General features: G+C 57.8%; 26 protein-coding genes and 5 pseudogenes. 17 read left to right on the plus strand and 14 right to left on the minus strand.

All coding sequences use genetic code 11. The features are described from left to right. Positions 1 to 12: 12 nt before the first annotated feature. On the minus strand, positions 13 to 645 hold the full coding sequence (locus tag J3R84_RS31895; RefSeq protein ID WP_373688558.1) for a GntR family transcriptional regulator: 633 nt from the start codon (positions 643 to 645) through the stop codon (positions 13 to 15). A 264-nt stretch (positions 646 to 909) separates the two neighbouring features. On the opposite strand from J3R84_RS31895, the gene dctP reads away from it, so the two are divergent. The 4 genes from dctP (at position 910) to J3R84_RS31915 (ending at position 4,249) form a co-directional block, all read left to right on the plus strand. Beyond that, positions 910 to 1,896: a TRAP transporter substrate-binding protein DctP gene (dctP, locus tag J3R84_RS31900; RefSeq protein ID WP_057210162.1), complete on the plus strand. Its 987-nt coding sequence runs from the start codon at positions 910 to 912 to the stop codon at positions 1,894 to 1,896. Positions 1,897 to 1,965: 69 nt separating this feature from the next. After that, positions 1,966 to 2,484 (plus strand): TRAP transporter small permease, encoded by a 519-nt coding sequence (locus tag J3R84_RS31905; protein ID WP_057210164.1) that lies wholly within the window; start codon positions 1,966 to 1,968, stop codon positions 2,482 to 2,484. Further along, complete coding sequence (locus J3R84_RS31910) at positions 2,481 to 3,782, plus strand: TRAP transporter large permease (RefSeq protein ID WP_057210166.1); 1,302 nt, start codon at positions 2,481 to 2,483, stop codon at positions 3,780 to 3,782. Before J3R84_RS31905 ends, J3R84_RS31910 begins: the two co-directional genes overlap by 4 nt. Before the next feature lie 14 nt (positions 3,783 to 3,796). Further along, entirely contained in the window at positions 3,797 to 4,249 is a 453-nt protein-coding gene (locus J3R84_RS31915; RefSeq protein ID WP_057210168.1) for a type II 3-dehydroquinate dehydratase, read from the plus strand. A 172-nt stretch (positions 4,250 to 4,421) separates the two neighbouring features. Here J3R84_RS31915 and J3R84_RS31920 read toward each other — a convergent pair whose 3' ends face one another. Further along, positions 4,422 to 5,165, minus strand: a complete 744-nt coding sequence (locus J3R84_RS31920) for an NYN domain-containing protein (protein WP_057210170.1) — start codon at positions 5,163 to 5,165, stop codon at positions 4,422 to 4,424. A gap of 365 nt (positions 5,166 to 5,530) precedes the next feature. Here J3R84_RS31920 and J3R84_RS31925 point away from each other — a divergent pair, with 365 nt between their 5' ends. From J3R84_RS31925 to J3R84_RS31940, 4 genes and pseudogenes are all read left to right on the plus strand, one after another. Next, positions 5,531 to 5,674, plus strand: coding sequence for a BrnA antitoxin family protein (locus J3R84_RS31925; protein WP_239637598.1), 144 nt, complete (start codon positions 5,531 to 5,533; stop codon positions 5,672 to 5,674). 331 nt (positions 5,675 to 6,005) lie between these two features. Next, positions 6,006 to 6,317, plus strand: a pseudogene (locus tag J3R84_RS31930) (co-chaperone GroES); the annotation flags it as partial. 49 nt (positions 6,318 to 6,366) lie between these two features. Next, a complete protein-coding gene (gene groL / locus J3R84_RS31935; RefSeq protein ID WP_057210173.1) occupies positions 6,367 to 8,001 on the plus strand; it encodes a chaperonin GroEL in 1,635 nt (544 codons plus the stop codon). 125 nt (positions 8,002 to 8,126) lie between these two features. Then, positions 8,127 to 8,394 (plus strand): annotated as a pseudogene (locus tag J3R84_RS31940) (IS5/IS1182 family transposase); the annotation flags it as partial. Positions 8,395 to 8,758: 364 nt separating this feature from the next. Here the strand turns inward: J3R84_RS31940 and J3R84_RS31945 are convergent. The 3 genes from J3R84_RS31945 to J3R84_RS31950 all read right to left on the minus strand — a co-directional run bounded on the left by J3R84_RS31945 (position 8,759) and on the right by J3R84_RS31950 (position 9,710). Next, positions 8,759 to 9,046, minus strand: a complete 288-nt coding sequence (locus J3R84_RS31945) for a hypothetical protein (protein ID WP_057210177.1) — start codon at positions 9,044 to 9,046, stop codon at positions 8,759 to 8,761. Between the two features lie 187 nt (positions 9,047 to 9,233). Further along, positions 9,234 to 9,356, minus strand: a complete 123-nt coding sequence (locus J3R84_RS38595; protein WP_255569953.1) for a hypothetical protein — start codon at positions 9,354 to 9,356, stop codon at positions 9,234 to 9,236. A gap of 45 nt (positions 9,357 to 9,401) precedes the next feature. Next, positions 9,402 to 9,710 (minus strand): hypothetical protein, encoded by a 309-nt coding sequence (locus J3R84_RS31950; protein WP_203530203.1) that lies wholly within the window; start codon positions 9,708 to 9,710, stop codon positions 9,402 to 9,404. 450 nt (positions 9,711 to 10,160) lie between these two features. Here J3R84_RS31950 and J3R84_RS31955 point away from each other — a divergent pair, with 450 nt between their 5' ends. The 6 genes and pseudogenes from J3R84_RS31955 (at position 10,161) to J3R84_RS31980 (ending at position 15,215) form a co-directional block, all read left to right on the plus strand. After that, positions 10,161 to 10,331, plus strand: coding sequence for a hypothetical protein (locus J3R84_RS31955; RefSeq protein WP_156408472.1), 171 nt, complete (start codon positions 10,161 to 10,163; stop codon positions 10,329 to 10,331). A gap of 96 nt (positions 10,332 to 10,427) precedes the next feature. Next, complete coding sequence (locus J3R84_RS31960; RefSeq protein WP_225968560.1) at positions 10,428 to 10,592, plus strand: hypothetical protein; 165 nt, start codon at positions 10,428 to 10,430, stop codon at positions 10,590 to 10,592. Positions 10,593 to 10,839: 247 nt separating this feature from the next. After that, entirely contained in the window at positions 10,840 to 11,892 is a 1,053-nt protein-coding gene (locus J3R84_RS31965) for a sensor histidine kinase (protein ID WP_203530056.1), read from the plus strand. 357 nt (positions 11,893 to 12,249) lie between these two features. Then, on the plus strand, positions 12,250 to 12,483 hold the full coding sequence (locus J3R84_RS31970) for a hypothetical protein (RefSeq protein ID WP_057210179.1): 234 nt from the start codon (positions 12,250 to 12,252) through the stop codon (positions 12,481 to 12,483). Positions 12,484 to 13,010: 527 nt separating this feature from the next. Beyond that, a complete protein-coding gene (locus J3R84_RS31975; protein ID WP_057210183.1) occupies positions 13,011 to 13,382 on the plus strand; it encodes a COG4315 family predicted lipoprotein in 372 nt (123 codons plus the stop codon). 721 nt (positions 13,383 to 14,103) lie between these two features. Then, a pseudogene (locus J3R84_RS31980) lies at positions 14,104 to 15,215 on the plus strand (AI-2E family transporter). Positions 15,216 to 15,309: 94 nt separating this feature from the next. On the opposite strand, the gene J3R84_RS31985 reads toward J3R84_RS31980, so the two are convergent. The 5 genes from J3R84_RS31985 to J3R84_RS32005 form a co-directional block, all read right to left on the minus strand. Beyond that, positions 15,310 to 15,585: a hypothetical protein gene (locus J3R84_RS31985; RefSeq protein WP_057210187.1), complete on the minus strand. Its 276-nt coding sequence runs from the start codon at positions 15,583 to 15,585 to the stop codon at positions 15,310 to 15,312. Positions 15,586 to 15,881: 296 nt separating this feature from the next. Next, positions 15,882 to 16,385 (minus strand): YciE/YciF ferroxidase family protein, encoded by a 504-nt coding sequence (locus tag J3R84_RS31990; protein WP_203530055.1) that lies wholly within the window; start codon positions 16,383 to 16,385, stop codon positions 15,882 to 15,884. Between the two features lie 532 nt (positions 16,386 to 16,917). Then, positions 16,918 to 17,226, minus strand: coding sequence for a hypothetical protein (locus tag J3R84_RS31995; protein WP_057210190.1), 309 nt, complete (start codon positions 17,224 to 17,226; stop codon positions 16,918 to 16,920). Positions 17,227 to 17,344: 118 nt separating this feature from the next. Beyond that, positions 17,345 to 17,566 carry a hypothetical protein gene (locus J3R84_RS32000; protein WP_057210191.1) on the minus strand — a complete coding sequence of 74 codons (222 nt, stop codon included), beginning with the start codon at positions 17,564 to 17,566 and terminating at the stop codon, positions 17,345 to 17,347. 220 nt (positions 17,567 to 17,786) lie between these two features. Further along, positions 17,787 to 17,960 (minus strand): DUF4411 family protein, encoded by a 174-nt coding sequence (locus J3R84_RS32005; protein WP_234908051.1) that lies wholly within the window; start codon positions 17,958 to 17,960, stop codon positions 17,787 to 17,789. A gap of 639 nt (positions 17,961 to 18,599) precedes the next feature. On the opposite strand from J3R84_RS32005, the gene J3R84_RS32010 reads away from it, so the two are divergent. Further along, positions 18,600 to 20,195: a DUF1254 domain-containing protein gene (locus J3R84_RS32010; RefSeq protein ID WP_082523743.1), complete on the plus strand. Its 1,596-nt coding sequence runs from the start codon at positions 18,600 to 18,602 to the stop codon at positions 20,193 to 20,195. 92 nt (positions 20,196 to 20,287) lie between these two features. Then, positions 20,288 to 21,042: pseudogene (locus J3R84_RS32015) on the plus strand (hypothetical protein). Positions 21,043 to 21,393: 351 nt separating this feature from the next. Here J3R84_RS32015 and rsgA read toward each other — a convergent pair. Then, positions 21,394 to 22,416: a ribosome small subunit-dependent GTPase A gene (gene rsgA, locus J3R84_RS32020; RefSeq protein ID WP_057210197.1), complete on the minus strand. Its 1,023-nt coding sequence runs from the start codon at positions 22,414 to 22,416 to the stop codon at positions 21,394 to 21,396. Positions 22,417 to 22,434: 18 nt separating this feature from the next. Beyond that, a complete protein-coding gene (locus J3R84_RS32025; protein ID WP_057225197.1) occupies positions 22,435 to 22,620 on the minus strand; it encodes a hypothetical protein in 186 nt (61 codons plus the stop codon). 519 nt (positions 22,621 to 23,139) lie between these two features. On the opposite strand from J3R84_RS32025, the pseudogene J3R84_RS32035 reads away from it, so the two are divergent. Continuing rightward, positions 23,140 to 23,478, plus strand: a pseudogene (locus J3R84_RS32035) (HipA domain-containing protein); the annotation flags it as partial. Positions 23,479 to 23,748: 270 nt separating this feature from the next. On the opposite strand, the gene J3R84_RS32040 reads toward J3R84_RS32035, so the two are convergent. Next, positions 23,749 to 25,830, minus strand: coding sequence for a mechanosensitive ion channel family protein (locus J3R84_RS32040; RefSeq protein ID WP_057225203.1), 2,082 nt, complete (start codon positions 25,828 to 25,830; stop codon positions 23,749 to 23,751). A gap of 197 nt (positions 25,831 to 26,027) precedes the next feature. Beyond that, positions 26,028 to 26,375: a hypothetical protein gene (locus J3R84_RS32045; RefSeq protein ID WP_057225205.1), complete on the minus strand. Its 348-nt coding sequence runs from the start codon at positions 26,373 to 26,375 to the stop codon at positions 26,028 to 26,030. Positions 26,376 to 26,565 lie beyond the last annotated feature (190 nt).

Consider the following 26,565-nt stretch of genomic DNA (forward strand, 5'->3'; position numbering starts at 1 on the left):
CCGTTGAAGCATTCAGTCAAACCGACCGGTGCGTAGCACGTGATCGATGCCGTGCTCCACGTGTTGGCGCAGCATAGACCTTGCGCCTTCCACGTCGCGGGCCATGGCAAGGTCGAAGAGTTTGCGATGATCGTCCGTAACCGGTTTCCCCCGGAAGCTGCGCGCAAGCAAGTGGTAGCGTAGAAATCGATCGAACGTCGTTGCCAGCGTTTCCATCAGCACCGTAGAGCCGCAAGCCGACGCGAGCGCCTGATGGAACTCCCAGTCGTAGCGCACCCAATCCGGCGTTCGGTCGACGTCGCCGGTTAGCAAACGCTGCTCCACCGCGGCAAGCTTGTGTCTGGCTGCCACAACGCGCGCTTCCCATTCAAGGTCACCCGCGGCGAGAGACAGAGCAAGAGCATGACTCTCGAGCAGAAGGCGCATGTCACCGAGATCCCGCAGCTCCTTCGCGGAAACCGGTGCGACATGGAAGCCGCGCTGCCCTTCGGCAATCACAAGGTTTTCGGTGGCAAGCCGCGATAAGGTTTCTCTGAGGGTGGAGATGCTTACTGAGTATCGATCACGTAGGTCGTCGAGTTTCAGCTTCTGACGCGGAGATAATGTGCCCGCGATGATATCGCTCCGGATTTGGCGAAACGCCATCTCGCTCGCAGTTTCCGATGGTATATTTTGGACGATCATGTTTCCTCCCTTACTCGAATTATATCCTATGAAATGAAAAATCTATGATAAAAATTATTTGACATGAGATATTGAACATCAGAAACTCCGGCTATAGCTGGCCGCTTGTCCGCGCCTTTTTTAACTAACTGGTCCGTGCATGAACAAGGTGCTCTTCCGAGGAGGGAAGAGTGAAAGTGGGAAAGAGACCGGCCACTCGACGGTCGGCTAACGGGAGGAAAATCAATGGTTTTTGAAATCGACCGACGCCGCTTTCTTGGCGTTTCCGCGGCGGCGACCGCGGCTTTTGCTTTCCCAGCATTTGCACAGGACAAACCCGTGCTGAAGTTTTCGGCGGTGTTCTCCGAGCAGGACATCCGCGCCGAGATGATGAAATCCTTCAAGGATGCCATCAAGGACAGCTTCACGCTGGAGCCGTTCTATGGCGGAACGCTCTTCAAGCAGGGCACCGAACTGGTGGCTCTCCAGCGCGGCAACCTGCAGATGGGCAATATCGCCCCGCAGGATATCTCAAACCAGATTCCCGAATGGTCTGTGCTGACCTCAGCCTATCTGTTCCGCGATGCCGCCCATCTCAAGGCGTTCTTCGACAGCGATACCGGCGCGGAATTCAAGAAAATGGCGGAAGATCAGCTCGGCGTGCATATTTTGGGTCCGACCTATTTCGGTGCACGTCAGGTGGGGCTTAAACCGGAAAAGAAGATTGCAACACCTGCCGACATGGCCGGTATCAAGCTTCGGATGCCGGGTGGCGACGCCTGGCAGTTCCTGGGGGCTGCGCTCGGCGCAAATCCGACGCCTATGGCCTATGCCGAAGTCTATACCGGTCTGCAGACCGGCGCGATCGACGGACAGGACAATCCGCTTCCGAACGTCAAGAACATGAAGTTCTATGAAGTGATGTCGCAGATCGTGCTGACCTCGCATCTGATCGGTTACGATCTGCTGACTGTTTCCAGCAAGGTGTGGGCCGACATGTCGCCGGAACAGCAGACAGCGTTCCAGGCGGCGGCGGATAGGGCGATGGCCTGGAGCCAGGAACAGCACCTGGCGCAGGAAAAGGCTCTGGTCGACGAGTTCAAGGCAGCCGGCCTCAAAATCTATGAACCGGACATTGCCGCATTCCGGAAGCATGCACAGGAGAAGTATCTCTCCTCCGATCTCGCAAAATCGTGGCCTGAAGGCATCCTCGAGAAAATAGCAGCCCTGTAGTCGTATCAGCGACAAAAAGATGTCGGCCGGGTTCGACCCGGCCGATTGGGTGAGGTGAGGAGGAATTTCGTGTCCGAGAGACTGCTTGCCTTTGGCCGGTGGCTGCGCCGGCGGGCTGAAAACATTTTGGCCCTCATGCTGTTGGGCATGTTCGTCGTGTTTCTGTTGCAGATCCTGTTCCGCTATGTCCTCAATCTCTCCATTGGCTGGACGCACGAAGTCAGCGTTGCTCTGTGGATCTGGATAGTGCTCTTCGGGTCCGCTTTCGTGATCGGCGAGAGTGAAGAAATCCGGTTCGATTTCTTCTGGGCTAGCGCGTCCGCCCGTGCCCGCCGCATCATGACGCTGATTTTTGCCGTGGCTCTTGTCGTCGCCTTCGGCGTCTCGCTGCCGGCCGTCATAGACTACGTCATGTTTATGAAGGTCGAGAAGACAGCCTATCTCAAGATCCGCTTCGACTATCTCTACTCGATCTACGTCGTCTTTGCGGTAGCAATGATCGTGCGCTACATCTGGCTTGCATGGCAGGCAGCCTTCGGCAAAGCGCCGGACGCTTTCGATCCCACGAAAGCGAGCTCCGGCGTATGAATTTCACCAGTCCTTTTTCGCTTACCATTGTCCTCATCACGGCTCTTGCCTTTTTGGGCTTGCCGATAGGGCTGTCGATGATCGTTGGTTCGATCCTGTACCTGTTTCTTGTCGGAGCCGACATGGGAACGGTGGCCGAGCAATTTCTGAACGGCATGTATTCCAACTATATCATTCTTGCAGTGCCGCTGTTTGTGCTCGCTGCCGAATTCATGAACATCGGCTCGATGACGGAGCGGCTTCTCAACTTCTGTAATGTTCTCGTTGGTCGGTTCCGCGGCGGCCTTGCGCAGGTGAACGTGGTGCAGAGCATCGTATTTGCGGGCATGTCCGGCTCTGCGATCGCGGATGCGGCGGGCAGCGGGCGCATGATGCAGAATATGATGACCCGAGACGGGCGTTACACGCCAAGCTATGCCGCCGCGTTGACGGCTGTGACCTCCGTCATCGGCCCGATCATTCCTCCTTCCATTCCAATGGTAATCTACGCGCTCGTTTCGGACGCATCGATCGGCTATCTCTTTATCGGCGGCATGATCCCTGGACTGTTGATGGCACTTCTGCAGATGGTGCAGGTTGCAATCACCGCGCGGCGCAAGAACTTTCCGGTGGAGGACCCCGTACCGCTTCGCGATATCCCGAAGATCACCTGGCAGGCGCTTCCGGCGCTCATGATGCCGGTCGTTCTGCTTGGCTGCATCTATTCGGGCATCACGACACCGACTGAGGCTGCAGCTCTTGCGGCGGCCTACGCGCTGGCCATTTCCGTCGTGATCTATCGCAGTATTTCGTTGGTGGCCTTCTACGACGCATTAAAGACCAGCTCGAAGACGACAGCATCAATCGGCATGCTGATCGCCGGCTCGCTGGTCTTCAACTACGTTGTCACGATTGAGAACATCCCGGAGACACTGCGTGTGCTTTTGACGGGTTGGGATCTGTCACCAATTGGCTTTCTGATCCTCGTCAACGTCCTTCTGCTCCTGCTAGGCTGCGTGCTGGAGGGGACAGCAATCCTACTGATTATCGTTCCCGTATTCATCCCGACCGCGCAAGCGCTTGGTATCGATATGGTGCATTTCGGGGTCATGGTGGTCGTCAACGTCATGTTGGGGCTGGTTACACCACCCTACGGGCTGTTGCTTTTTATCATGACCAACATTTCCGGTGCGCCGGTGCGCGACATCATTCGCGACGCGTTGCCGTTTCTTGGCTGGATGGTGCTCTGCCTGGCGCTCATCACCTTCTTTCCCGACCTCGTACTCTGGTTGCCGCGCCTCACGGGCTACCAGGGGTAACAGGTAAAGCGATCATGACAGACCCCAAACCCCTCTTCATTCTCAACGGACCAAACCTCAACCGGCTTGGAAAACGCGAGCCGGAGATTTACGGCTACACGACACTCGGCGAAATCGAAACGTGGTGCAAGCAGGCGGCTGGAAAGCGGCCGGTGGAATTTCGCCAGACGAACAGCGAGGAACGGCTTATCGAATGGGTGCACGAAGCGATCGATGAGGACGCTGCAGGCATCATCATCAATCCAGCCGCGTTCACGTTCACATCGCTTGCTTTGCTGGATGCGTTAAAGATGTTTCCAGGCCCGATCATCGAATTTCACATCAGCAATGTTCACAGGCGTGAACCGATCTATCACCGCTCCTACGTCTCGATGCGTGCTACTGCGGTAATAGCGGGTCTGGGGGCTACAGGCTATCCCACAGCGGTTCATGCCATTGAAGCGCTCATTGAGCAAAACAAGGTCTGATGGTGCTCGCAATGTCTTGCGCCACTCCCGACACACAGAGCTGTGCTATCGATCCGCGTCGACTATGCTCCAGCTTGCGAGCAGGCTTCGGCAAGAGGCGATCTTAGCAAGGGGCTCGCATTTGGCGGTCACGCACAGGGCGACACCTTCCGGGAGTTCGAATGGCGGGGACTCAGGCCTTTTTTTTAGATGCTTGTTGTTTAACGCGGATCCGTAGCGGCTTGCCTTCCATTTGCTCGATATCGAAGGCGTTTGTCTTGCGCACGAGATCGCTGAGCTTGCGAAAGCCGTAGGTTCGCGGATCGAAGTCCGATGCCAGGTTCGCCAATTGCGTGCCGATGGACCCAAGCGGGACCCATCCGTCTTCGCTTTCCATCTGGGAGATGACCTTCTTGATGATGGGGGTCGCGGCCTTCGGCTGCTGAAGCGGAGTGGGCGTCTGAGCCGATTCCGCACCATTTGACGCGACGATCGGTAGGAGGTTTTCCGTGTAAATGAATCTGCGGCATGCCTGACGGAAGCTTTCCGGCGTCTTTTGCTCGCCGAAGCCGAAAACATCGGTGCCTTGCTCGCGGATCCGCGACGCCAGACGTGTAAAATCACTATCGGACGAGACCAGACAGAAGCCATCGAAGCGACCGCTGTGCAACAGATCCATTGCGTCGATCACGAGGGTGATATCAGACGCGTTCTTTCCGGTGGTATACGCAAACTGCTGCTGCGGTATGATTGCGTGACGCGACAGCACTTCGATCCATGCTTTCGATCGTCCACTGGCGAAATCTCCGTAGATGCGCCTGACGCTGGCCTCTCCGATCTTGGCGATTTCCTCAAACAGGCCATCGGCAATTTTAGCCGAAGCATTGTCGGCATCGATCAGGACGGCGAGACGAGGAGACCGTGCTTCACCAGACATTGAACTCTCCTTTCACTTCCGCGACGGCTCGAATGTGTTCCCAGCTGTTCCAGCTTTGAGAGGTCAGTTCCGGCTGGAGGCGGTATGAGCCCTAAGCCTGCTCTAATGAGAGGCCTGCTTCGCTCACCTGAAAAGCAACCGATCACTCAATCCCCCATAAAGCCCTTGCCACAAGGCGTCCATGTATGAAGCATACAAACGCTACTTTGGGAATCCTTGCACTTCCTAACACGTGCCAGCTCGGGGCGAGAAATGGCATCAGAAAGGCATGAGGCTGGCAGATAGTTAAAGCTAATTCCACACGAGCTACCAGCGACTTGGTGCAGCAGGTTCTGGAACGTCCGCGAGCGCTCAAGAAGAAAGTGTTGCCCTCCGACGGTTCCACGACGAAACTCACCCTCAACGTCGATACCGACGTGGTCGACTGGTTCAAGTTATCCGGTGCCCATTGGCGCTCAAGGATGCAAGAGGCTCTTCGAAACGCCACCGAACTCGACAAGGATGTTTGATCCCGACGGATCCGTCTCGAATTTCCTCGGCAACAACCGGGTATCCTTCTCTTTGGCGTGCGAAACCGCGAGTTTGACGGCGGAGCCAAATCCCACGCTGCTGCCCACAGTCAACGTGGCTGCCGCCTCGCATTGGGGCAAAGGAGAAAAACCGACGGCCGCGTCTGGCCTCTCCGTTGGCGCGTTGAGGTCGCTCTCGATCGGTGAGGAGCCCTATTGGTAGGAGACGATGTCGGCGGAATATGTATTTTGGCACTCCTATCTATCGAGTGCCAAAGGTGCTATGTAAGGATTGCAGCCGCCCTATGTGCAGGCCGCAGAAAGAATCCCTATGAAAATCCGTCCACTGCATGACCGCGCCGTCATCCGGCGCGCGCAAGGCTATCTCAAATCCAAGGGCGGGATCATCACTCGCGACATTGCCAAGGAAAAGCCGCAGGAAGGCGAAGTGATCGCCGGCTGTCGAGGCACCCGTAATGAATGCGGCAAGCTGATTCCGCTCGACGCCACGTTCGGTGATAGGATCTTGCTCGGCAAGCGGTCCGGTACCGATTTCAGGATCGACGGTGAGGCACCCCTGATCAAGAACGAGCCCGACATCATGGACGTTGTCGAAAAGACCGTCGCGGCCAAGAAAGCTGCCTGGCCGTCGATTTCCGACCGCAATCTCAAGACCGAACTGGACGAACACAATGTCTGCCAAGGAAATCAAATTCTCCACTGATGCGCGCGATCGCATGCTGCGCGGTGTCGAGTTGCTCAACAACGCCGTCAAGGTGACGCTGGGCCCCAAGGGCCGCAATGTTGTCATCGACAGGGCCTATGGCGCGCCGCGCATCACCAAGGACGGGGTCGCAGTTGCCAGGGAAATCGAGCTGGCCGACAAGTTCGAGAACATGGGCGCGCAGATGGTGCGCGAGGTGGCCTCTAAGACCAACGACCTCGCCGGTGACGGCACCACGACGGCGACTGTGCTCGCTGCCTCCATCCTGCGCGAAGGCGTCAAACTCGTCGCCGCCGGCATGAATCCCATGGATCTCAAGCGTGGCATTGACCTTGGTGTCGCTGCTGTCGTCAAGGAAATCCAGGCGCGCGCCAAGAAGGTAGAGTCTTCGGGCGAGATTGCGCAAGTCGGAACCATTGCCGCCAATGGCGACGCGACGGTCGGCGAGATGATCGCCAAGGCGATGGACAAGGTCGGTAATGAAGGCGTAATCACCGTCGAGGAAGCCAAGACGGCCGAGACCGAGCTCGACGTTGTCGAGGGCATGCAATTCGACCGCGGCTATCTCTCGCCCTATTTCGTCACCAATGCCGAGAAGATGCGCGTGGAGCTGGAGGACCCCTACATCCTCATCCACGAAAAGAAGCTTGGCAATTTACAAGCTATGCTGCCAATACTCGAGGCGGCCGTGCAGAGCGGCAAACCGCTGCTGATCCTCTCCGAGGATGTCGAGGGCGAGGTTCTGGCGACGCTGGTTGTAAACAAGTTGCGCGGTGGCCTGAAGGTCGCGGCCGTCAAGGCCCCGGGCTTCGGCGATCGCCGCAGGGCCATACTGGAAGACATTGCCGTCCTCACGGCCGGTCAGATGATCTCCGAGGATCTCGGCATCAAGCTCGAGAACGTCACGCTCGACATGCTCGGCCACGCCAAGCGCGTGCTGATCGAGAAGGACACCACCACGATTATCGACGGCTCCGGCGATAAAGCGACAATCCAGGCGCGCATCCAGCAGATCAAGGCACAGATCGAGGAGACGACCTCCGACTATGACAAGGAAAAACTCCAGGAACGCCTGGCGAAACTCACCGGCGGCGTCGCGGTAATCCGCGTCGGCGGCGCGACCGAAATCGAGGTCAAGGAAAAGAAGGACCGTATCGACGATGCGCTGAACGCCACGCGCGCAGCGGCTGAGGAAGGCATCGTTCCTGGCGGTGGTGTTGCCCTGTTGCGCGCGAGGTCGGTCCTGGTGGGACTGACCGGAGCGAATGCGGACGCCACGGCGGGCATCTCGATCGTGCTCAGGGCGCTGGAAGCTCCGATCCGGCAGATCGCCGAGAACGCCGGTGTCGAAGGCTCGATCGTCGTGGGAAAACTCACCGACAGCAGGGATCACAACCAGGGCTTTGACGCGCAGACGGAGACCTATGTCGATATGATCAAAGCCGGCATCATCGACCCTGCGAAGGTTGTGCGGACCGCTTTGCAGGACGCCGGCTCAATCGCGGCACTTTTGATCACTGCCGAAGCGATGATCGCCGACATTCCCTCAATACAATCTGCCCGGCCGGCCGGCAACGGCGGCATGGGCGGGATGGGATACTGAGAACAGTCTGAACGGCGTTGGTGCGCGGTTCGTTTGTTGGTGTGGGTTGGCTTCCGATGTAGCAATTGTAGTGCAGCCATGCCTTTTAAACACAACTCCTGCCGCCGCCATCATCTTGAGAAGATGAAGTCGAGGGTGACGAACCCGGCCAACGGCACCAGCATATCGCCGTAATCAGCAGATACTGCCGGATGAATTGGCAGGCCTCCAACGGTTACGGCAAACGCTCGCTGTCGAGACCGCCATCGGACGATACAATCGATCGTCGGGCGGCGTTTGCGGCCCGGTCGCTTCCCGTTCAGCAGACCGAAGTCGCCATCGGCTGCGCAGTCTTCAACCGAAAGCTTGCCGGGCGCACGCCCGAAATCCGTCCGCAAGGCAGCCACAGCATAGTATGCCATTTCAAAGATGCCCATCCGCTCAAGTCCGGATCTCTGCACCAAACCTGGGCAGCGGGCTTCGCGTCGCGCTCAGTATGTATTGAGAACGTCGAGGGCTTGGTCTGCATTCTCACGATTGAGGCCAGTCATTCTCCACGCATCGACCTGCGCAGGCTTGCCGCTAAAGACGTGGTAGATCGTCCAGGATCCGTCCACTTCAACACGTCGGCCGAATTGATAGCGGCCGTGAATTTGGTGTGGCGCGTGGCCCTCGTTCTTCCAGCGTATAATCGTGCGTGCATGCTCTCGGTGGGGCATCGTCGTTCTCCCGTTCTTCGTATCGCCGTGATACCGCTCGGTTACACCCAGCGGTACCTTCAAGCGTGTGGCTGCGAGTGAGGAATGTTCCCGGCACCATCCAATGTGATGATGCGTTCAAGTTCGTCGGGTTCGATCGCGATCAAGCGCATGCGATACTGATTTTCTATCGTTGCCGGCACTTTGATAAAGGTCGCAACGCGTCGGGAGGCAAGCCAGGAGAAGCCTTCGATGAGGACCTCGTCTTCGTCCACGTCGTAGTCGCCGGCCGCGAACGTTTCCTCGGTGTCGGGCAACTGGAAGGGCCGATTGAAGTGGATGGATCGATGGTTGGTTCGATTGAACATGATGTCTCCTTCCGACGCCGGCGTATGCGCGGCGGCGCGGTCCTGCCTGTCGAGCGTTATGCTTTTGACGAAGACGGGATCATTGATTGCTCTGTTGGACCTTGCAGATCCCGAACGAGCCTTGTCTGATATCTAGCATTCAGCCGGGCGCACGAGTGAGGAGGGCGTTTGGCTCCGTGCCGCGCCATCACAAGATCCGGCCGAAGAGGATCGTGGTGATGACCACAAAGACCGCGACCGAAAGAGCAATCCAGGCAAACAGACCGCGATAGTCGAAGAGATAGATCTGAGCCGGTATGTGGTAGTTCATGATCGCCTCCCGTGGCTGATCTGTTTGGCCGGTTTGGCATGGTCGTTATAGGATATGTGCCGTTCTGAAGGCTCGCTCGGCCAATGCCATCCCATCCTTGCCGGCACTGACAATCACTTCGAGATTGCCTTCATCCGTTACACGCTCATGGGTTTCGCGGCTGCTGCGGATGCGATACTGGAGCGCATTGTCGCGGATCGGCAGCGTCGCAACGATGCGATACGTTTCTCCAGATATTGACTCTCTCGTCAGCGCCCCCTTGGAGCGGACAAGTTGGCCAACATGGAAGCGGTGGATCGGTAACGTGTCGCGCGGGCCGCGGATGATGCGTTTCGTGAAAGATAGAGCGTTCATAGTGGTCTCAGTCCTCCTCAAGCGTTGGTAAGAGTAATTCGGCTGCAACAGCCGCTCCGCATTTCGCGCTGGCGTAGACGGATCAAATGCTCGTTGCGATGGGCCGGACAGACGGCTCGAGATCTGTTTCGAGACGCGTTGGCCGCAAGCACTGACGCCGAGCCTGCCTGTCTGTCGAGAATTTAGGGGATTGGGGCGGTTCGAAGTTCTGATACCGCGAAAGCCACATCGGCCAAATCAACTTGCCACAGCATAGCGCGTCGATTGAGTTTCAATTGAGGCGGTTGTGCCTGTCGGCCTGAACTCTCCTATTCGTCCAGCTTCATCGATGTTTCTCTGGAGGTTGCGGCTCCTGTCCCACCGAGCGATCGCCAGGTGCCATCGTGCGGGGATAAAGCTCCCGTATCCGCGCGAATGTGGTAAGCTCTTTGTTTGGAATTGGGGACTGCCATGTCCGAGCCGAACAAGCTCTACGAAAGCGACATCATCACCCTCCATAAGGCGCCGCTGATCGGCACGCTCTGCCTGGAATGCGACGAGGGCCCGATCGAAGTGGCCCTGAACCGAACGGCTGCCGAGACGTTGCAAAAGGCGCTTCTGCGGTTTCTTGCCCGCGATTGATAATCTGACCATGCGGGCTCCCGACCGTCGCTGGTCGCCTTCGATGAAGGAGAGCAACGGTATGATCTGAAGATCGAAGCCAACAATGTGTGGACGGTGATCGATGTCTTCACCGGACAGCCGGTTGTTTTAGACGGTTATCTAATCTCGCATTTGCCGCGCGATGAAGCGGACGATCTTCTTGATATTCTCAATCTGAAAGACGCCATGCGCAGGGGCCTCATCCAAATTTGGCGCCGACCACCGGAAGATAAAGACTAGGGTCAGGACCTGTTGACCCGTTCCGCGTCTTAGTTGCTGGTCGGGCATTTATCCTGTGGCAGCTATGACCGTTCCCGCGCTCAGTGGTGTTCCAGCCATCGCGGTAGTTTCGATCGATTAAGTGAACCTGCTCTCGATATTCGTGGTAGTATGCGTTCGGATCAGTTCCCCTCCCAATCATAACCCGTCTACGTCCATGCTGGGGATGGCTCTTGCACCGCGAGCCTCTGGCCGCAAGGACACGACAATGACCAGGGACACGCCTCTCCATCCCGAAACCTCGCTCAGCCTTGCGCTTGCGGTCATTGCATCCTCGAGCGCGCCGATCGTGCTTCTCGATGGCGATCTCCGCGTGGTCGCGGCCAGCACCTCCTTCTACAGGGCCTTTCGGATCGACGCCTCTACGGCCACGGCAAAGCGCTTCACCCAACTGGGCGATGGAGAGTGGAACCTCGCCCAATTATCGGTGTTGCTTGAGGCAACTGCGGCAGGAGTTGCCGATGTGCGTGGTTATGAGATGGATCTGAAACGCCCGGACCATGATACCCAGCGGCTGGTCCTTGACGCTCAATTGCTTGACTATGCCCATACATCGCAACTCCGCCTGCTTTTGACGGTTACCGACGTCACCGATGCGCGGGTCGCCGAGAAGGTGAAGGACGACCTGCTGCGAGAAAAGGCGATCCTTCTGCAAGAGGTCCAGCACCGTGTCGCCAACAGCTTGCAGATCATTGCGAGCATACTTTTGCAGAGCGCTCGCAAGGTTCAGTCCGAAGAGACCCGCAACCATTTGAAGTCCGCGCACAGCAGGGTCATGTCCATCGCTGCGGTCCAACAGCAGCTCGCCACATCCAGTGTCGGTGAGGTCGAACTCCGCTGCTATTTCGAGCAGCTTTGCAGAAGTCTCGGAGCTTCGATGATCTACGACCCCGAACAGCTCTCGATCGAAGTCGACGTGGACAAGACCTTTATCGAGGCAAACACCTCGATAAGCCTCGGTCTCATCGTTACCGAGCTGGTGATCAATGCGCTCAAACACGCATTCCCGAAGCACCGCGAGGGCAAAATCACCGTCGACTACCACGCCAAAGGAAAAGACTGGACCCTCCAGGTCGGCGATGACGGCGTAGGTATGCCGACAGGGGGAATTGAAGTGAAGCCCGGCTTGGGCACGGGGATCGTGGAAGCGCTCAGCAACCAGCTGGATGCACGGGTCACCGTGGCAGATGCAAGGCCCGGCACACATGTTTCAATTGCACACCGGCATCACGTTGCGGAAGTCGACAGGACAGCAGCTTGACCTTCGGGGACTCGGAATGACCCTGTTTGAAAGATCGCTACCATGCATCAGATTCCGCGCGGTAGCATTGGTTGCGGATAACGAGGTCTTTGCCGCAAACCAGTAGCTGACGAGGGGAATTTGCGCCGGACCTCGCGCGGATCGTCTTGCCGCCCAGGAACCGCTCACAGCTTCCGGTCTGTCCTTGCCGTGTTGCCGTTCGCTTCCACTCAGGCACAATCGCGAGCACGATCTCAAAACCCGTTGCTTTGCCGCTTGGCTAAGCACAAAATTGGCTGCGGCAAACGTTGGGTGGTCGCGTTTGCCGTACCGAGGTCGTCGCATCCGCAACGTGTCTCAAAAAGAGTGGGGGATCCATTGACTGATTCAAAGCCGGAAATCTTGGATCTGGTCCTAGCCGATTTGATCAGCGACCAAATTGAGAAACACCATGCAAACGAGCTTCGAGCCGTGCTCTCAACCGGTAACGAGATCACCATGCATGGAAAGTTCACCATCGGCCGTGACTTCATCATTTACAGAACAGCCAAGGATAATAACGGCAGGTGGGCGATGACGCCTTTCTCCCACATCGTGCAATTGATCGTTTGACGCGGCGGTTCCGCCGCGTTTGCAAGCAAGAACTGTGATACACTTGCTTCCGTTGCCATGCGGCGACCGGATCCCTCAAACTGCTCCCGAACCGCACGGACCGCGAGGCCACAAGGAAGGCTTCCGCGCGTCTCCTTGCCAGAAATGTTCGACCTGACAACGGCGACGAATGCTGTAGCCCGCATTCACAGCGCTCCAAATATGGAGGAAGGCGCCATGTCAAATCGTCTCGTTTTCTCTCTGATCATCGTCACCACGAGTATTCTGCTGGTCTGGGCATTTAGACCCGCAACGATTATGTTTACAGGGTCGGCGCAGACAACACAGTCCGACACCCTGACCCAGTGACTCATCAAGCGCTGCCGACCTATCGCTCGCCTGGTTTGTCATTATCTGCCGACAGATGCAGCGCACTTCGAGCCCGTTCAGTTGGTGTGTCAGGGAACTGCTACTGAAGCTGCGCGTTTCTGTGCGTTAGACTTCGGGCACTACTGGCATTCCGCCGGCATCCCCGATGGGAAAAAATAATGAAAATCTCTCTAATTGCATTGGGCGTAGCCGCCGCCACGTCATGTTCGGCCTTTGCCGCTGAACCGGCCAAGATGGTCGATACCAAGGTGGGCAAGGTCATGACCACGGATAGCGGCATGACCCTCTACACGTTCGACAAGGACACCAAGGGCAAGTCGAACTGCGACGCCGATTGCCTGAAGATTTGGCCCGCGTTCCACGCCGCGGCAAAATCCAAGGCGGCAGGCGAATGGTCACTTGTCAAGGATACGGCCGGCAAGGAGATGTGGGCCTACGACGGCAAGCCGCTTTACACCTATGCCGAAGACAAGCAGGCTGGAGACGTTAAGGGTGACGGCGTCAACGGTGTCTGGCGCCGCGCCAAATAGCGCACCCAGTCGATGATGGGCGGCTTCTGGCCGCCCTCTATTCGAGCTGGAACGAAGACACGTTTGGCGCGTTATGTTACGTCGGAGTACAGCACGAAAACAGCATCGTCCATCATCGTGATTGACGATAACCAGGGTACTCCCAGGAGACCCAAATGGATATCACCACACTACTCATCATAGTTCTCATCGTTCTAGTGCTCAGCGGTGGCTGGTACGGTCGCGGGCGCTGGTATTGAACATTCGTCAATGGACGGACACTCGTCCATGCCCTTCTTGGACCGATCGGGTTATCCCGAGGAGGTCCTCGAAGGGGCAATTACCCAACATCGCGCGATACGGGTTCGCAAGCGCACATCGTTGCGGCCACTCAGATCTCCCTGCTTTAAAAAGCGGCGCAGCGAATTCTGGTTTGCGATGCACGTCGGTCCCGTGCAAACAGTCCATCGTATTGCCGGCACCAGGGGTGTCGTTTGCACGATCGGCTGGCACTGATCTAAGGTGAAGCTTCGACGTCGCCGCGTGGCGATGAAGCGAAACGGCAGCGCAACCGCCGTGCAATCACCGGCGTGTGCGTATACTCCGGCCGTTCTTAAGCTGCCAGCATTTCCGCGTGTTCGCGTGCAATTCGGCTTGCCATACCCACTCGGCGTTCGCGCAGAACGGCGAGTGGGTATAGAGCCGTCGTGGAAAGGCGCTACAGAAGGAGGCGGATCGGGCAATGTCAGATCTTCGCAGATGGATTGGGCCTGTTCTCGGTATCAGTACGCTTGCCCTGCTGGTTGTTGCTTGTGCCCTGGTCCTTTGGCCCTTCCTGTCGGCCATATTGTGGGCTGCGGTGATCTGTTACTCGACGTGGCCGCTCTACCGCCAATGCGAGCGTGCGGTCGGAGGATACCGCGCAGTTGCCGCAGCAATAATGACGATGCTGGTTATCTTTGTTTTGGCTGCACCGCTTGCCTTCCTTGTGACCGCGCTCGCCGACGACATGAAAAATCTGGCCGAGGGAATTACGCACGTCTTGGAGGAGGGGCCTTCGGCTCCGCCCAACTGGATTAAAGGTCTGCCGATCGTCGGCGAAGGCGTGGCGGCCTACTGGGAAAACCTCGCTCATGATGCCCCAGCGTTTATCGTCGAACTCAAGAAACTAACAGGCCCTGTCACCGATATTGCTCTTGCAGGCGGAGCCGCCTTCGGTGGCGTCGTCCTTGAACTCGCGCTCAGCATATTCATCACCTTCTTTTTGTTCCTGCACGGTCGCCGCATGATCGGCTTCATGCGCCAGATCAGCGAGCGCGTTGCCGGTCCCCGGGCCAAGAGATTGCTGGCGGTCATCGGTATGACCGTCAAAGGTGTCGTCTACGGGATGATCGGAACCGCACTTGCGCAGGGCCTGCTGGCCGGCATCGGTTTCTGGATTGCCGGAGTGCCTCAACCTCTATTGTTGGGCTGCCTGACCTTCGCGCTGTCATTTGTGCCGGGGGGCCTCCCTTCGTGTGGGGGCCCGTTGCACTTTGGTTGCTTTCTCAGGGTTCCATGGGCTGGGCGATCTTCATCGCCATCTGGGGCCTGCTTCTCGTCAGCAGCATTGACAACTTTCTTCGCCCGTACCTGCTCAACCAAAACAGTAACCTGCCGGTGTTGCTGGGCTTGTTTGGGCTCGTTGGTGGTGTGCTGGCCTTTGGGTTGATTGGACTTTTTCTTGGACCCACCTTGTTGGCCGTCGCATACAATTTGTTTCTCGAGTGGGTCGCAGCTGAACTCGAAGAGCGGACGCAATCGGCGTCGCGCTCCGCGCTGCCCGAGGACATCGGAGCCGGCCCAAAGGGCTGACTTGCCAACTAAGATAAAATCATGGCGTTGACGCCCCGCTTGACGTTGTCGAATTTCACTTGCTGTGTATCGTCTCAAGAGCAGGTTTGCTTCATCAACCAGGCGCCGAGCCTTGTCGCGAGAATTGGTGCTCAATCCGGTCAATGGATTGTTTCGTGGTTGCGGAGCGACCAAACGCCTTGCCGCCACCTTCGTTTTCCCACCGATCCAAATCGTCATTCGAAAAAGGCGAGGAGAGCATCTCGATCTGGCTCAACAGAATGGTGACGAGCGCTGCCTCGGAGTGAACGCCGCCTTGAAATGCCGTGATCAGAAATTGAGCTGCGGCGCGTCTCTTCGCTCGGTGCCAGGCGCTTCTGACATTGAACATTCCGGCGGTGTAGATCTGCCGGACACCACTGTGGTCTCCTTCCCGACAAATACAATCGATAACCGCGTGATTTGGCCACAGTGTCGCGCGCCGGGGCGGGACATAATCTATGGTCCATCTCGGATTCTCGCACGCGTCGGCCGAGACTGCCTTTGCCCGGCTTGATAGGATCAAGCCGGGCCGATATTCACGTAGAGCTTTTCCGGTTGAGTCAGAGCCGCGGAAGCGCTCTATCTCTTTGCTTTGCTTTCACGCATGTCCTGACGGAAAATCATCGCACTTTTACTGGAAATGCTTCAGGCCGCTTTTTCTGCGGTCTGATTCACGACCTTCGTGGCGATCGCGGTCAGAGCTATGTCTGTCGCCTGCTCTTCGTCGAGCGTCGTCTGGAAGAGCTTAGCGGCATCTTTCATGCCCAGTTCCAGGGCCCACGTCCGCAAGGTGCCATAGCGTGACATTTCGTAGTGTTCGACAGCCTGCGCAGCCGCGAGCAATCCGGCGTCGAGCGCGGGCGAGCCTTCATACTCGTCCATGATCGAGGCGCCTTCCTTGGTGATGCCCATGATCGCGTCACATGTCCTCTTTTCCGGCTTCTTGCCGATGATCTTGAAGACCTGGTCCAGTCGCTCGACATGAACCTTTGTCTCGCCGAGATGCTTGATAAATGCATCCTTGAGCTGCTTGCTCTTGGCGGCATCGCGCATCTTCGGCAGTGTGTCGACGATCTTGTTTTCGGCGAAATAGACGTCCTTCAACGTATCGTGAAAAAGCACGTCCAGTGTTTTGATTTCCTTGGCCATGATGGCTCCTGTGGTTAGAGGGTTCTCTGTCATGTTCCAGGCGACGACGCGCCTGGTCGTGCTGGCTGCCCATGAGGCGGCCAGGTATTTGACGTCAGAGGGTTGGCGGACGTAGCTGTCGGATGGGGTGAGACGGCTAGCGAGCGACTCGATCGTGAGGATTGCCGGTTTTGGGTGCTTGGCTGGAATCACGACCCTCGCGCGTTCTTGCCGTTCGCATGTCAACGATAGAATGGTTCTTCGCTTTGGGCGGAGTACGTCGCGTCTCGTGCCATAGAGCACATTCCAAAAGGGACGCTTCATCCGTGTTGCCGAACCGGAATTCATCCAGGATGAACCTCGCCAGGCGATCGGCCTGTATGCCGCGCCCATCGAGCCGTGTCTTCAAACAGGTCGCTTCAAAAACCCTGCGCACTGCTGAAAGATCGCGGGGGCTGAGATGGTGGCCTGTCAGGCTGGGCAGTGTGTGCATCGAATTCTCCCGTTTGGAACATAAGAAGGGCTGACGGCCGATCGCCGTTCAAGCCGGCGGTCACGCTGAGGACTTCGCGTAGATAGCGCCGCCTTCGTCATCCCATCGGTCAATCGCCTCGGCTTTCGTCTGCTGAGGCGTCTGATGTTCTCCGCTTGAAGCATCGCCACGTTCGACAAGGGCTGCAGTCAGCCTTTCGCGGCTATTGATACCGTTTTCGAGCGCCGTCATCAGGAAACGCGTGGCAGCAAGCCGTCCACTTGGATCTGCCTTGGCTGTCGTTCCGTAGAAACCCGCAGCGGTAAGCACCTCGACCAATAGGCTGAGGTCGTCGGCATCAAGATAGTGTTCTGGGTGGCTGGAAGACATGACGTCCTCCTTTGGTTGGGGCACAGGTACATGACGACCCGTTCGCGACAGCGCCCGCTTCAATCGCTGTCGACGAAGTATCCTGCGCGCAATATTGCACTGAGGCAACAGACTTCCGTCAAACGTCAGACATAAGTGCATTAGCGACTAATGTGCCTTGCTGCAACTTTCGTGCATCCATGGCATTTGCTAGATCGAGCCTGCGGGGGCCGGCTTTTGCAAAGATCTCGCGCGCGGCAAGCGGTGCCAAACGATAGGCCCGAATGAATTCTTCCAGATCGTAGACTGCATCCCAGCCGCGAAGCAGGGCCTCTCTTTCATACTTGAAATGCCTGGTCATTTAAACGCTCCCGGGTGTCGGATCTCGGCGCAAAAACGGCCATTTGCCAGGCGGCGGAGGAAGCGTCAGATGGGGTATGTGTACTGCTAAACGGCGTGGGGCGCACAAAGTTCCCAAATAGGTCGTCTGCACAAGATACGTTTCGGTGACCGCGGCACGCGTGCTAGAGAACCGGATTTCCGCATCGGTTCGAGCATGGCATGCCGCAGGTCTTCGATTGTTAAGGCGACCAAACGAACTTCGCGGAGAATTGGCGGAGCGCTTCGAATGTGTTCACGAATGGAACGTCGAAGACCAGGCAGAAATCCGGGATCAGGACGCGCTTCTTCACTTCCGGGTTCGGCAGTTCATGCGTGACGACGGTGGCGCCGATCGAACGCGCCTTGGCGATCAACAGTGAACCTGCGCTGTCGAGGAATTTCGCAACTGCCGGCTATCGTGGGCTGTTGCCACGTGCAGGACGATTTCGGCGAAATTGCCCTGCGTGTCGACGTCATCGACTGCCAGGAACCACGCGGGCTCTGCAGATCACGTTCGTGAGTAGCCGCGAAACATCAGCTTCGATCCTCACGCAGTCGCAGTCGCAGTCCAGTTGGGTCACGTGGCGGGATTTCTGTCCTTCAACCGCATGCACCGGATCCCTCTGAACAACCGCAAACAAAGCGGCGCGTCGCGTTCGAGGCGTAGTAAACTACACACTCGTTACAGTAAGTTACGTTGCTGTGAGCCCGGAAGCAACGCAGCGTAAGTAGTGCATCGAGTGACTTCTATTTCAGGGATCCAACGCAATTTTACAGGTTCGGCCATGAGAGCAAAGATACGTACGACGAAACTGCCGACATCTGCGGACTGACAACTTCCCCAAAGGACAATATCATCAAGGCTTCCTCAGGATTACCGATGAGTCAGCTTGAGCCTACCAACTGGTCAAGGGTGGGCGCACCGACAACTGGCAGCGCCCGCCACTACCAAACCCAAAGAACCTAGGGGAGAACGACCAATGAAATTGATCGACAGCAGACTCAGCGGGCTGATGATGGCCCTTGCGGCATCGACTTTCCTCGCCTGCACGATTGGAGCAAGCGCCCAAACGGCAACCCCGCCTGCATCTATCCTGACGCCGGACAAGGTCGAGACTCGCATCGGCACACTCGACTTCAAGGACGGCATGCCGAGCAAGGAAACCATCGAAAAGATCTATGACAATCTGGACTTCACGCACGGGTTCGAGGCGTTCGTGAACACTTTCCAGGGTGTCAGCATAGCGGCGCTTCACAAAGGCTTTCAGAGCGTCGGGGTGAAAGACAATGAAGTCCTCATTTTCTCCGATCTGATGGATTCCAAGTCACTATTCCTGACGGCTAACGCGGACACGATCTATTCCTTGGGAATGCTCGATCTCTCCAAGGGGCCGATGGTGCTTGAGGTGGGACCCAAGATGTTGGGCGCTATCGACGACCAGTGGTTCCGCTGGGTTATTGATTTGGGCGCGCCCGGGGCTGATCGCGGTGAAGGCGGCAAGTATCTCATCCTGCCACCTGGCTACGAGGGTAACGTTCCCGAAGGGGGCTACTTTGTGGCCCGCGCCCGCACCAACTTCGTTATTTGGTTCGCTCGCGCGTTCATGGAAAACAACGATCCAAAGCCGGTGGTCGAACAGATCAAGAAAACACTTAAGGTCTATCCGTACCAAGCCGGCGGCTACGGCACGCCCGTTTCCGAATTCCTTGACGGTAAAACCAAACTCGGGCCGATCACCCCGCCGCCACCGACTGTTTTCCACGAAGGCAGTGGTGTGGTGATGAACACGATACCGCCCAACGACTACTCCTATTACGAGTGGCTCAACGAAATCGTGCAACAGGAGCCTGCAACGGCGCTTGACGCCGAGTTGATGGGCCCGATCGCAGCCATCGGCATCGTCAAAGGCAAACCCTTTGCGCCGGATGCGCGGATGAAGAAGATCCTCACCGAAGCCGTGGCGCTAGCCAACGCCACGTCGCGCACCTTGTTCATGGCTCCTCGCGCTGAGGACTGGTACTATTACCCCGGTTCAAGTTGGGTGAACCAGTTGTTTGTCAGCGGCTACGAGTTCGAGACGCCGATTCCAGAAATTACGCCAGAGGGCGCCAAGCCCTACCCGGCCACAGGGTACCGCTTGCTGGACTCCAGAACGTCCTTCTTCTACGGCGTCACCGGCATTACGCCAGGGATGGCCATGCGCGTGCCGGGCATTGGCTCGCAGTACCTGTGGACGATCGTGGATGCAGACAAGCAGCCCTTCGACGGTGCCAAGACCTACAAGGTGACGCTGCCGAAGGACATTCCTTACGCCAATTTCTGGTCCTTTATTGCCTACGACAACCAGACGCGTTCGATGCTCGATACCCCCCAGCGCTACCCGCGCGCCGGCAGCCAGAGCTATCCTTCGCCCGCGGCCGAGGCAGCTGCCGACGGCACGACGACGGTCTGGTTCTCGCCGCAACAACCTGAAGGCGTCGCTCGGGGTAACTGGATCCAGACCGTGCCGGGCAAGGGGTTTATCCCGTGCCTGCGTCTCTACGGACCGCTCGAACCATTTTTCACGAAGGAATGGAGGCCCAGCGAAGTTGAACTGGTGACCAAGTGACGGGACGCAGATCTCCAGTCGAGAGCTGAAGGATACCAGCTCTGCAGCAGTGGTGAAGGAAGCTTGCTCTCATTTCTAAGGAGAATTTCAATATGAACATCAATCGCTTCGCAACCGTAGTAGCCTTTGCGGGAGGCCTTGCCATCGCGACGGGTGCGATCGCGCAAGACGTCGCCAAGAAACCACACGTCCCGCTGGAAAAAACCATCGGCCATGTCACGCCGACTGGTCCGGTCCCATCGCTGGCGGTGATCAATTCGGATGGCGCTACGCTTGACGGTAGCAAATTGGTGCTGACGGGTGTGTCGAAGAACTCGATCGTCTTCGCCGACCGGCCCGTTCGCGCTGCAGGTCACGTAACCACCCAGCAGTTCATCATGCAGTGGGATGAAGGCAAGGACAACTTCGCCATCGACCCGCCAAATGCGACGGTTTCAATTCTTGGCGGCGACGGCTCGGATGTGAACGACGCCGTGGTTACGCTCAAGTCGCCGAAGCTGGAAGGAAATACGCTCACGTTCGACGTTGCCGTCCTGGAAGGCAGCCTGAACAATGCGAGCGGTCCAGCAGCTCTTTTCATTGACGCCTTCGCGTTTCGCGGACCGGGCGGCGGTGGATTCGCCCATGTGGGTGGCTACGGTGGCGCGGTTTGGCACGGTGGTGGATACGGCTACCACGGTGGCGCCTACTGGCACGCCCCGGTCTATCACGGCGCTTGGTATGGCGCTGGCGCCGTCGCGGGGGCAGCTGTTGCCGGGGCTGCTGTTGGCGCAGCCGTAGGTGCTGCTGCTGCGCCCTATTACCCACCCCGGCGTGTGGCTACTATCCCTATCCGCCCTGCTACTGATGCAATTGAAAAGTGGTCCATTCATGAAGCCCTGTGCCGCCGAGTCGCCGACGGCACAGGATCTCCCTCCCAGGTCCGATCCCATACGCACGCTTTCCAAGGCCGATTAGAAAAAACACATCGAGGCCACAATCACATCAAGGAGCTTGCCTCCGCCTCGGAGCAAGCCCAATGACCATGCCGCTGCATCGCAGCGCCAGACTTATCACCGCGGGCAGATTGCTCTCGCTGCCGCGATCGTGCTTGGAAATCGCTGCCACACCAAAAGTCCTTGCCAAGCGAAAGCCATCCAAACATGCGCCCCTGAGGGCGGATGAGTGATGGGTCGGCAGTTCGAATCCTATCAAGGCGTCAGTACTTCTTTTTGCGAACGATCTTGTTGCCGCGTGGTCCGCTGACGACAGGTGTTCTGTCACGGTTTTCAGAAACAAGACTTCGCCAGCGTTCAAGGCGGTCGGCGGCCAAAGTGCCGCTTTTGACAGCTGCCTGAACCGCGCAGCCCGGTTCATTCGCATGGGTACAATCGCGAAATCGGCAAGCCGGTGCCAGTTCCTTTATGTCGGAAAAAAGCGTGTCGATCCCGTCGGTGATATCGCTGACGTAAAGTGTTCTTATTCCCGGCGTGTCTATGACCCAGCCGCCGCCCGGAATAGGATGCAGCGAGCGCGCGGTCGTGGTGTGACGGCCTTGCGCGTCATGTTCGCGAATAGTCCCGGTTTTCTGCTTTGCGTCAGATGCAGGTCTGGTCAGCGTGTTTACCAACGTCGACTTTCCTACTCCGGACGATCCCACCAGGGCGATCGTTTGGCCAACGCCGCACCAGGAACTCAAAAAGGAGCTTGCATCGGCAGAGCGCCCATTCAGGGCGACCACAGGTAGGTCACGCTGTAAAGCCTCGGCTTTGGCCTGAAATATGCCAACGTCGTCCGCAGTGTCAGCCTTGGTCAACACGATGACCGGTTTGCTGCCCGCCTCGTTGGCCATGATTAGGTAACGTTCTAGCCGGTCAATATTGAAATCGGCGTTGCACGACGTCACGATCAACAGTGTGTCGATGTTGGCAGCAACAAGTTGTTGGCCACGTCCGACTTCCGGGCGTCGCTTAAACACGGTTTTCCGGTCAAGCCGGCGGACAAGCATGTGGGACCGGGGATCGGCAAGCACCCAGTCGCCCACCGCGAAGTCAGCCGTACTGGCGTGGGCTGGTAGCTCTAGCCTGTCTGACCCCGTGGCGCCCATCGCCTCGATGCGTGCCCGGTGCACCGACGCGACGCGCTTGGGTACGAGGTCAGCTTCAGTGGGCTTTACCTGATCTGCAAAAAAGTCAGACCAACCAAGCAATTCCAACGCTGAGCGGAGGCAGGAGTTCGTCAAATTTTGCTTCGCCTTTGATTATGCAAGCTTCTTGTGTTGAGGATCTCGCTTTGGCAAAGAATTTGCGTAAGCAGCAGCCTCGCCCGAGTAGGGGAAATGGTCGCCTAACTGACGGTCACCGTCATAAACTTTGAAGGTTGGCCCATCGACTTCGACGATTTTATACCCATTCACGTATTCAAACTTTGGCGTTTTCCAACCCATAAATGCTCTCCAGTGTCGGTCCAGCGTTTCCAAACTCTGAAAATGATGTCCGGCTGTCATACTTCGCAATCTATCGCAATATCACATGCCTGCACAAAAGACGAACTCGCCAACGCTGGTTCGTATCCCATCAAGAGCGTGCCGCCATCACATATGTCGCGGTGCATTTCCCGAACGCCACCGACGTCACCCCCGCGCGAAGGACTGACTGTTTGTTGATAGCGGCGGGAGTAGCAAACTACTTCGATGTTATCCGGACATGTGTCTCACCAACTGGGCCGTGATGGCCCGCAGCCGTCAGCCGCGGGCCGGGCAGTTCACTCTCGGGGACTGGAGCCGGCCGGGGGACCTTGCACAGGTCTTGCCCTTCGTGCGGGATCGCTTTCGACTGGACTATGTCGATCCGGCAGAAGTCATCCGGACTACAGGCGCGTTCCACGAATATCCCAACTGCGATCGCGAGCCGCTGCCGCGCTGGTCGTTCGGGCGTGTCACCCTGCTGGGAGATGCGGCCCACCCCAGCACCTGAAGAACTGGTCGCTAACCTATCCTGATCGCCGCACCCCTGCGCTCTCGCCAGCGTATGACTTGTTGTCGACTATCCCTTACATCGAGGGGGAAGATACGGCGGCGCTCAATTTCTCCCGCACAAAAAAGATGGCGGCACTGTCGAAAGACGAGCTGGCGCATCTGGCTGCGAAAGCGGAGCTTTCCGAAAAGCTGGTGATCGACACGTCGCGCGAGACGGTTGAACGTTTTAGGGCGGAAAAGAAGAACCTGCCGATGGCCGCCAAGGTCGCCGACGCAATCGATAGGCACGCTCCGACGGTCGAGCTGTATCGTGAGTTCGCGAAGTAGTGCCTTGCGCTCGGCATTCAACTTGTCAAGCCATGCTGTATATTCAAGGCTTTGTCACCCGTAGACCTCCAGATCCAGTGTTGATCGCACTTGCGCTACCGCCGTTCCATTCGGCCGCCCGGCGCGTGAGTGCGGCAATTGAACTTTGAGAGAAGGGTGGAAAATGGCCTCAAATTCCGCCTCGATCAGCTTTCGTGGGCGACGACAAGCACGTCAGGGTCTTCTGGCGCTGCCGGCCGATGCATCGCCGGATCCGGAACCGGTGATATATTAGGGGCCGACAGGTGCCTTGGCCGCCAGCTCGGCGGCTTTGCTCATGTTGAGCGCTTGCTGCGCACCGGCGGCTTCATCGCTTCCCCCCGTAACATGGACGGTTGGAACCGCGATCTTGATGCCGTTCTCATCGAAAGCCTTCTTGATCATCATGAAAGCGCGTCGCTTTATGGTGAACTGCGCACCCGGTTTGGTCATCAGCTTCATTCTGAGCACGATCGCGAAGTCGCCGAAGCTGTCGACGCCCTGCATCTTCAAAGGCTGAAGCGTGTCGGCAGCGAACTCCGGGTCCGCAGCCAGCTCCTGACCGACCTTCTTGATGAGCCTACGAGCGAGATCTACGTCGGAATCGTAGGTGACATTGAGAGTCATCTTGTCGATCACCCAGTCGCGGCTCATGTTCTGAACGGCTCCCAGCTCGCCGAACGGCACTGTGAAGATTGGGCCACGGTGATGCCGCAGCCTGACCGACCGCAGGCTGAACGATTCGACGGTGCCCTTGTAGCTGCCGCTCTGGATGTATTCACCGACACGGAAGGCATCGTCGAGCATATAGAAAACGCCACTCAGGACGTCCTTAACCAGCGTCTGCGAACCGAAACCGATGGCGACGCCGAAAATGCCCGCGCCGGCGATCAACGGTGCGATCTGCACGCCCAGTCCGGACAGGATCGTCAGTACGGTGACGACGCCGATGAAGACAGCGAGCACGTTGCGGAATATTGGCAGCAGCGTGCGCAGCCGCGCGCCGCGGGCGAGTTCATCGGCATTGGAACCGTCCTTTGGCCCAAGCTCCATCCGATATGCGATCAACGCCTTTGACAGCTGCCAAAGCAGGTCGGCGACCAGGAGAATGATGATGCCGTTGGACAGTCCGGATATCACGATCGCGCCAGTTTCGCTGCCGGCGAGGGCCGCAGCTCTGATCCGCCAGACATAGGCGAGCCATGCGACCGCCGCGGCAATCACCACTGCCCTGGCGCCCCTGACGATGAGCACGTTCAGCATGACGCCGACGGCCCCGGTACGCGTGATCCTGTTTGCGAAGGCTTGCGCCACATCGCCCACACCGCGCACCAGGGCCGGCAAGAGCAGCGAATAGATGCCTAGCCACATTAGTCCCAGCAATCCCGCTACCCAAGCCGACCAAAGCACGACGAGGTAGAGGGTGAGCAGTGACTTGGCGACGAGTGAAGCCGGCTTGCCGGGTCGCCGCCAGACGACTTCGACTGCCGTCGCCAGAATGCCCAGCCCGATCAGAAAGGCAGCGAGCCGGGTCACCTCGATGGAGAAGCCCAGGTCGGGCATGAGGCTGACGAAGGTCCAGCCGAACAGCAGAAAGCCGGCAATGAGGCTGATCCGCCAAAGCCAGAAACGAGCAACCGCATCGCTTTCAAAAGCTGCCGTCGGCTGATCGGCCTTGGCGCTGGCGCCGCCCAAGGCAAACAGCAACTTGGGGATTGCCCGAACGACCCGAAACACGATGAAGGCTAGAAGCAGTGTGAGGATGATCTTACGCAGCAAGGGCGGCCATTCGAACGCCAGGAACGAGCCGACGCTGGCCAGGGCAAATGTCAGCAACGCAGCGATCTCCTCCAGGATTTGCTGTCCGGCGTCCTCTCCTGCGCCGGGTTTGTGTGCCCGGGCAAAGGCCCTCCGTATCAGCCACTCGGCGCCGAAGCCAACGGCAATCAGCACGGCCAATATGCCGACCACCAGCCCGGGCCTGTCCGAGTTCACGTCGCGCGAGACAACAGCGGCCGCGCTTGCCAGTTCCTCCGGTATCCGGGGGACTGCATCCAAAAGTCCACCGATGCGAGCGCGGACGGCGGCCTCCCAGCTCGAAATGCCCTCTACGAGCGACCTGGAAGGCGTCTCCGCGGCAGTCGCAGGGATCTTTCCCTCGAGCCATGTCTTCACCTGCGGATCAGAGAGCAGATCGAGGAACTGTTGTGCCTTTTCGGGTGGCACGCCCACGGGAACCTGCTGGGCCCAGCAGGTTCCAAGCAGCATCCAAAAGAGGATCGGAGCGACGGCAAACAGCAGAAAACCGATTCGAGTGGGTAGTGCGGTAGTCATGGCGCGCTCCGGATTAATTCCTGGCGGACAGCGCGACCAGATTTACACGCCATCAAACCAACCGTTTAGGCTCGACCGCGCGGCGAACTCTGCGCTCTATCCGTCTACCTATTGGGACGGTATCATAAAGTTGGGGAAGGCCGGGCCGCACCCACTCCGGCCCTTCCTCGATCAGGGCCGCGTCATCCGTTGTGGTTTCAGTCGCCATCACGGTCGTCATCGTGGGGGTCGTCGTCATCGTCGAACTTGTCATGAGAAGGATCGATGACGGGGACCAGGAAGACATGCCGACCCTCGTCATCCGACTCCTCACCTGACGGAATAGCTGCCGCTCGGCTTGTCTGCCAGATCTCCGTCTCCTCAGGGGTAGCCATCCGCACATGGATCTCCGAGACACCATCCCAGAGCGCACGACCCTTATTCTGCAGGACAATCAGGTCCCGCAGGAATCCCCGGTCTGCCAGCTGTGCTTTCGCTTCAATGTCGTTGGCGGCGTCAAAAGCGGCGATGCCGCGTCCTGAAATCTCGGCGACGTATACGGTCATTTCGGACACCCCTTATTCTCACACCGGCATCCCGACGTTCTCCTGGATATCTTGAACTCATCCGTGTAGTGTGTTGACGGCACAAGCCAACTGAATAGCGTACACACGCGTTGTTCCGATTGTCAATCGGCCGCGATTGGGACCTGGATCGGCCTTCTCGCCGAGAACCACATCTTCGATTTATATACCT

It is taken from the genome of Ensifer canadensis (genome assembly GCF_017488845.2).
GTDB classification, from domain to species: domain Bacteria; phylum Pseudomonadota; class Alphaproteobacteria; order Rhizobiales; family Rhizobiaceae; genus Ensifer; species Ensifer canadensis.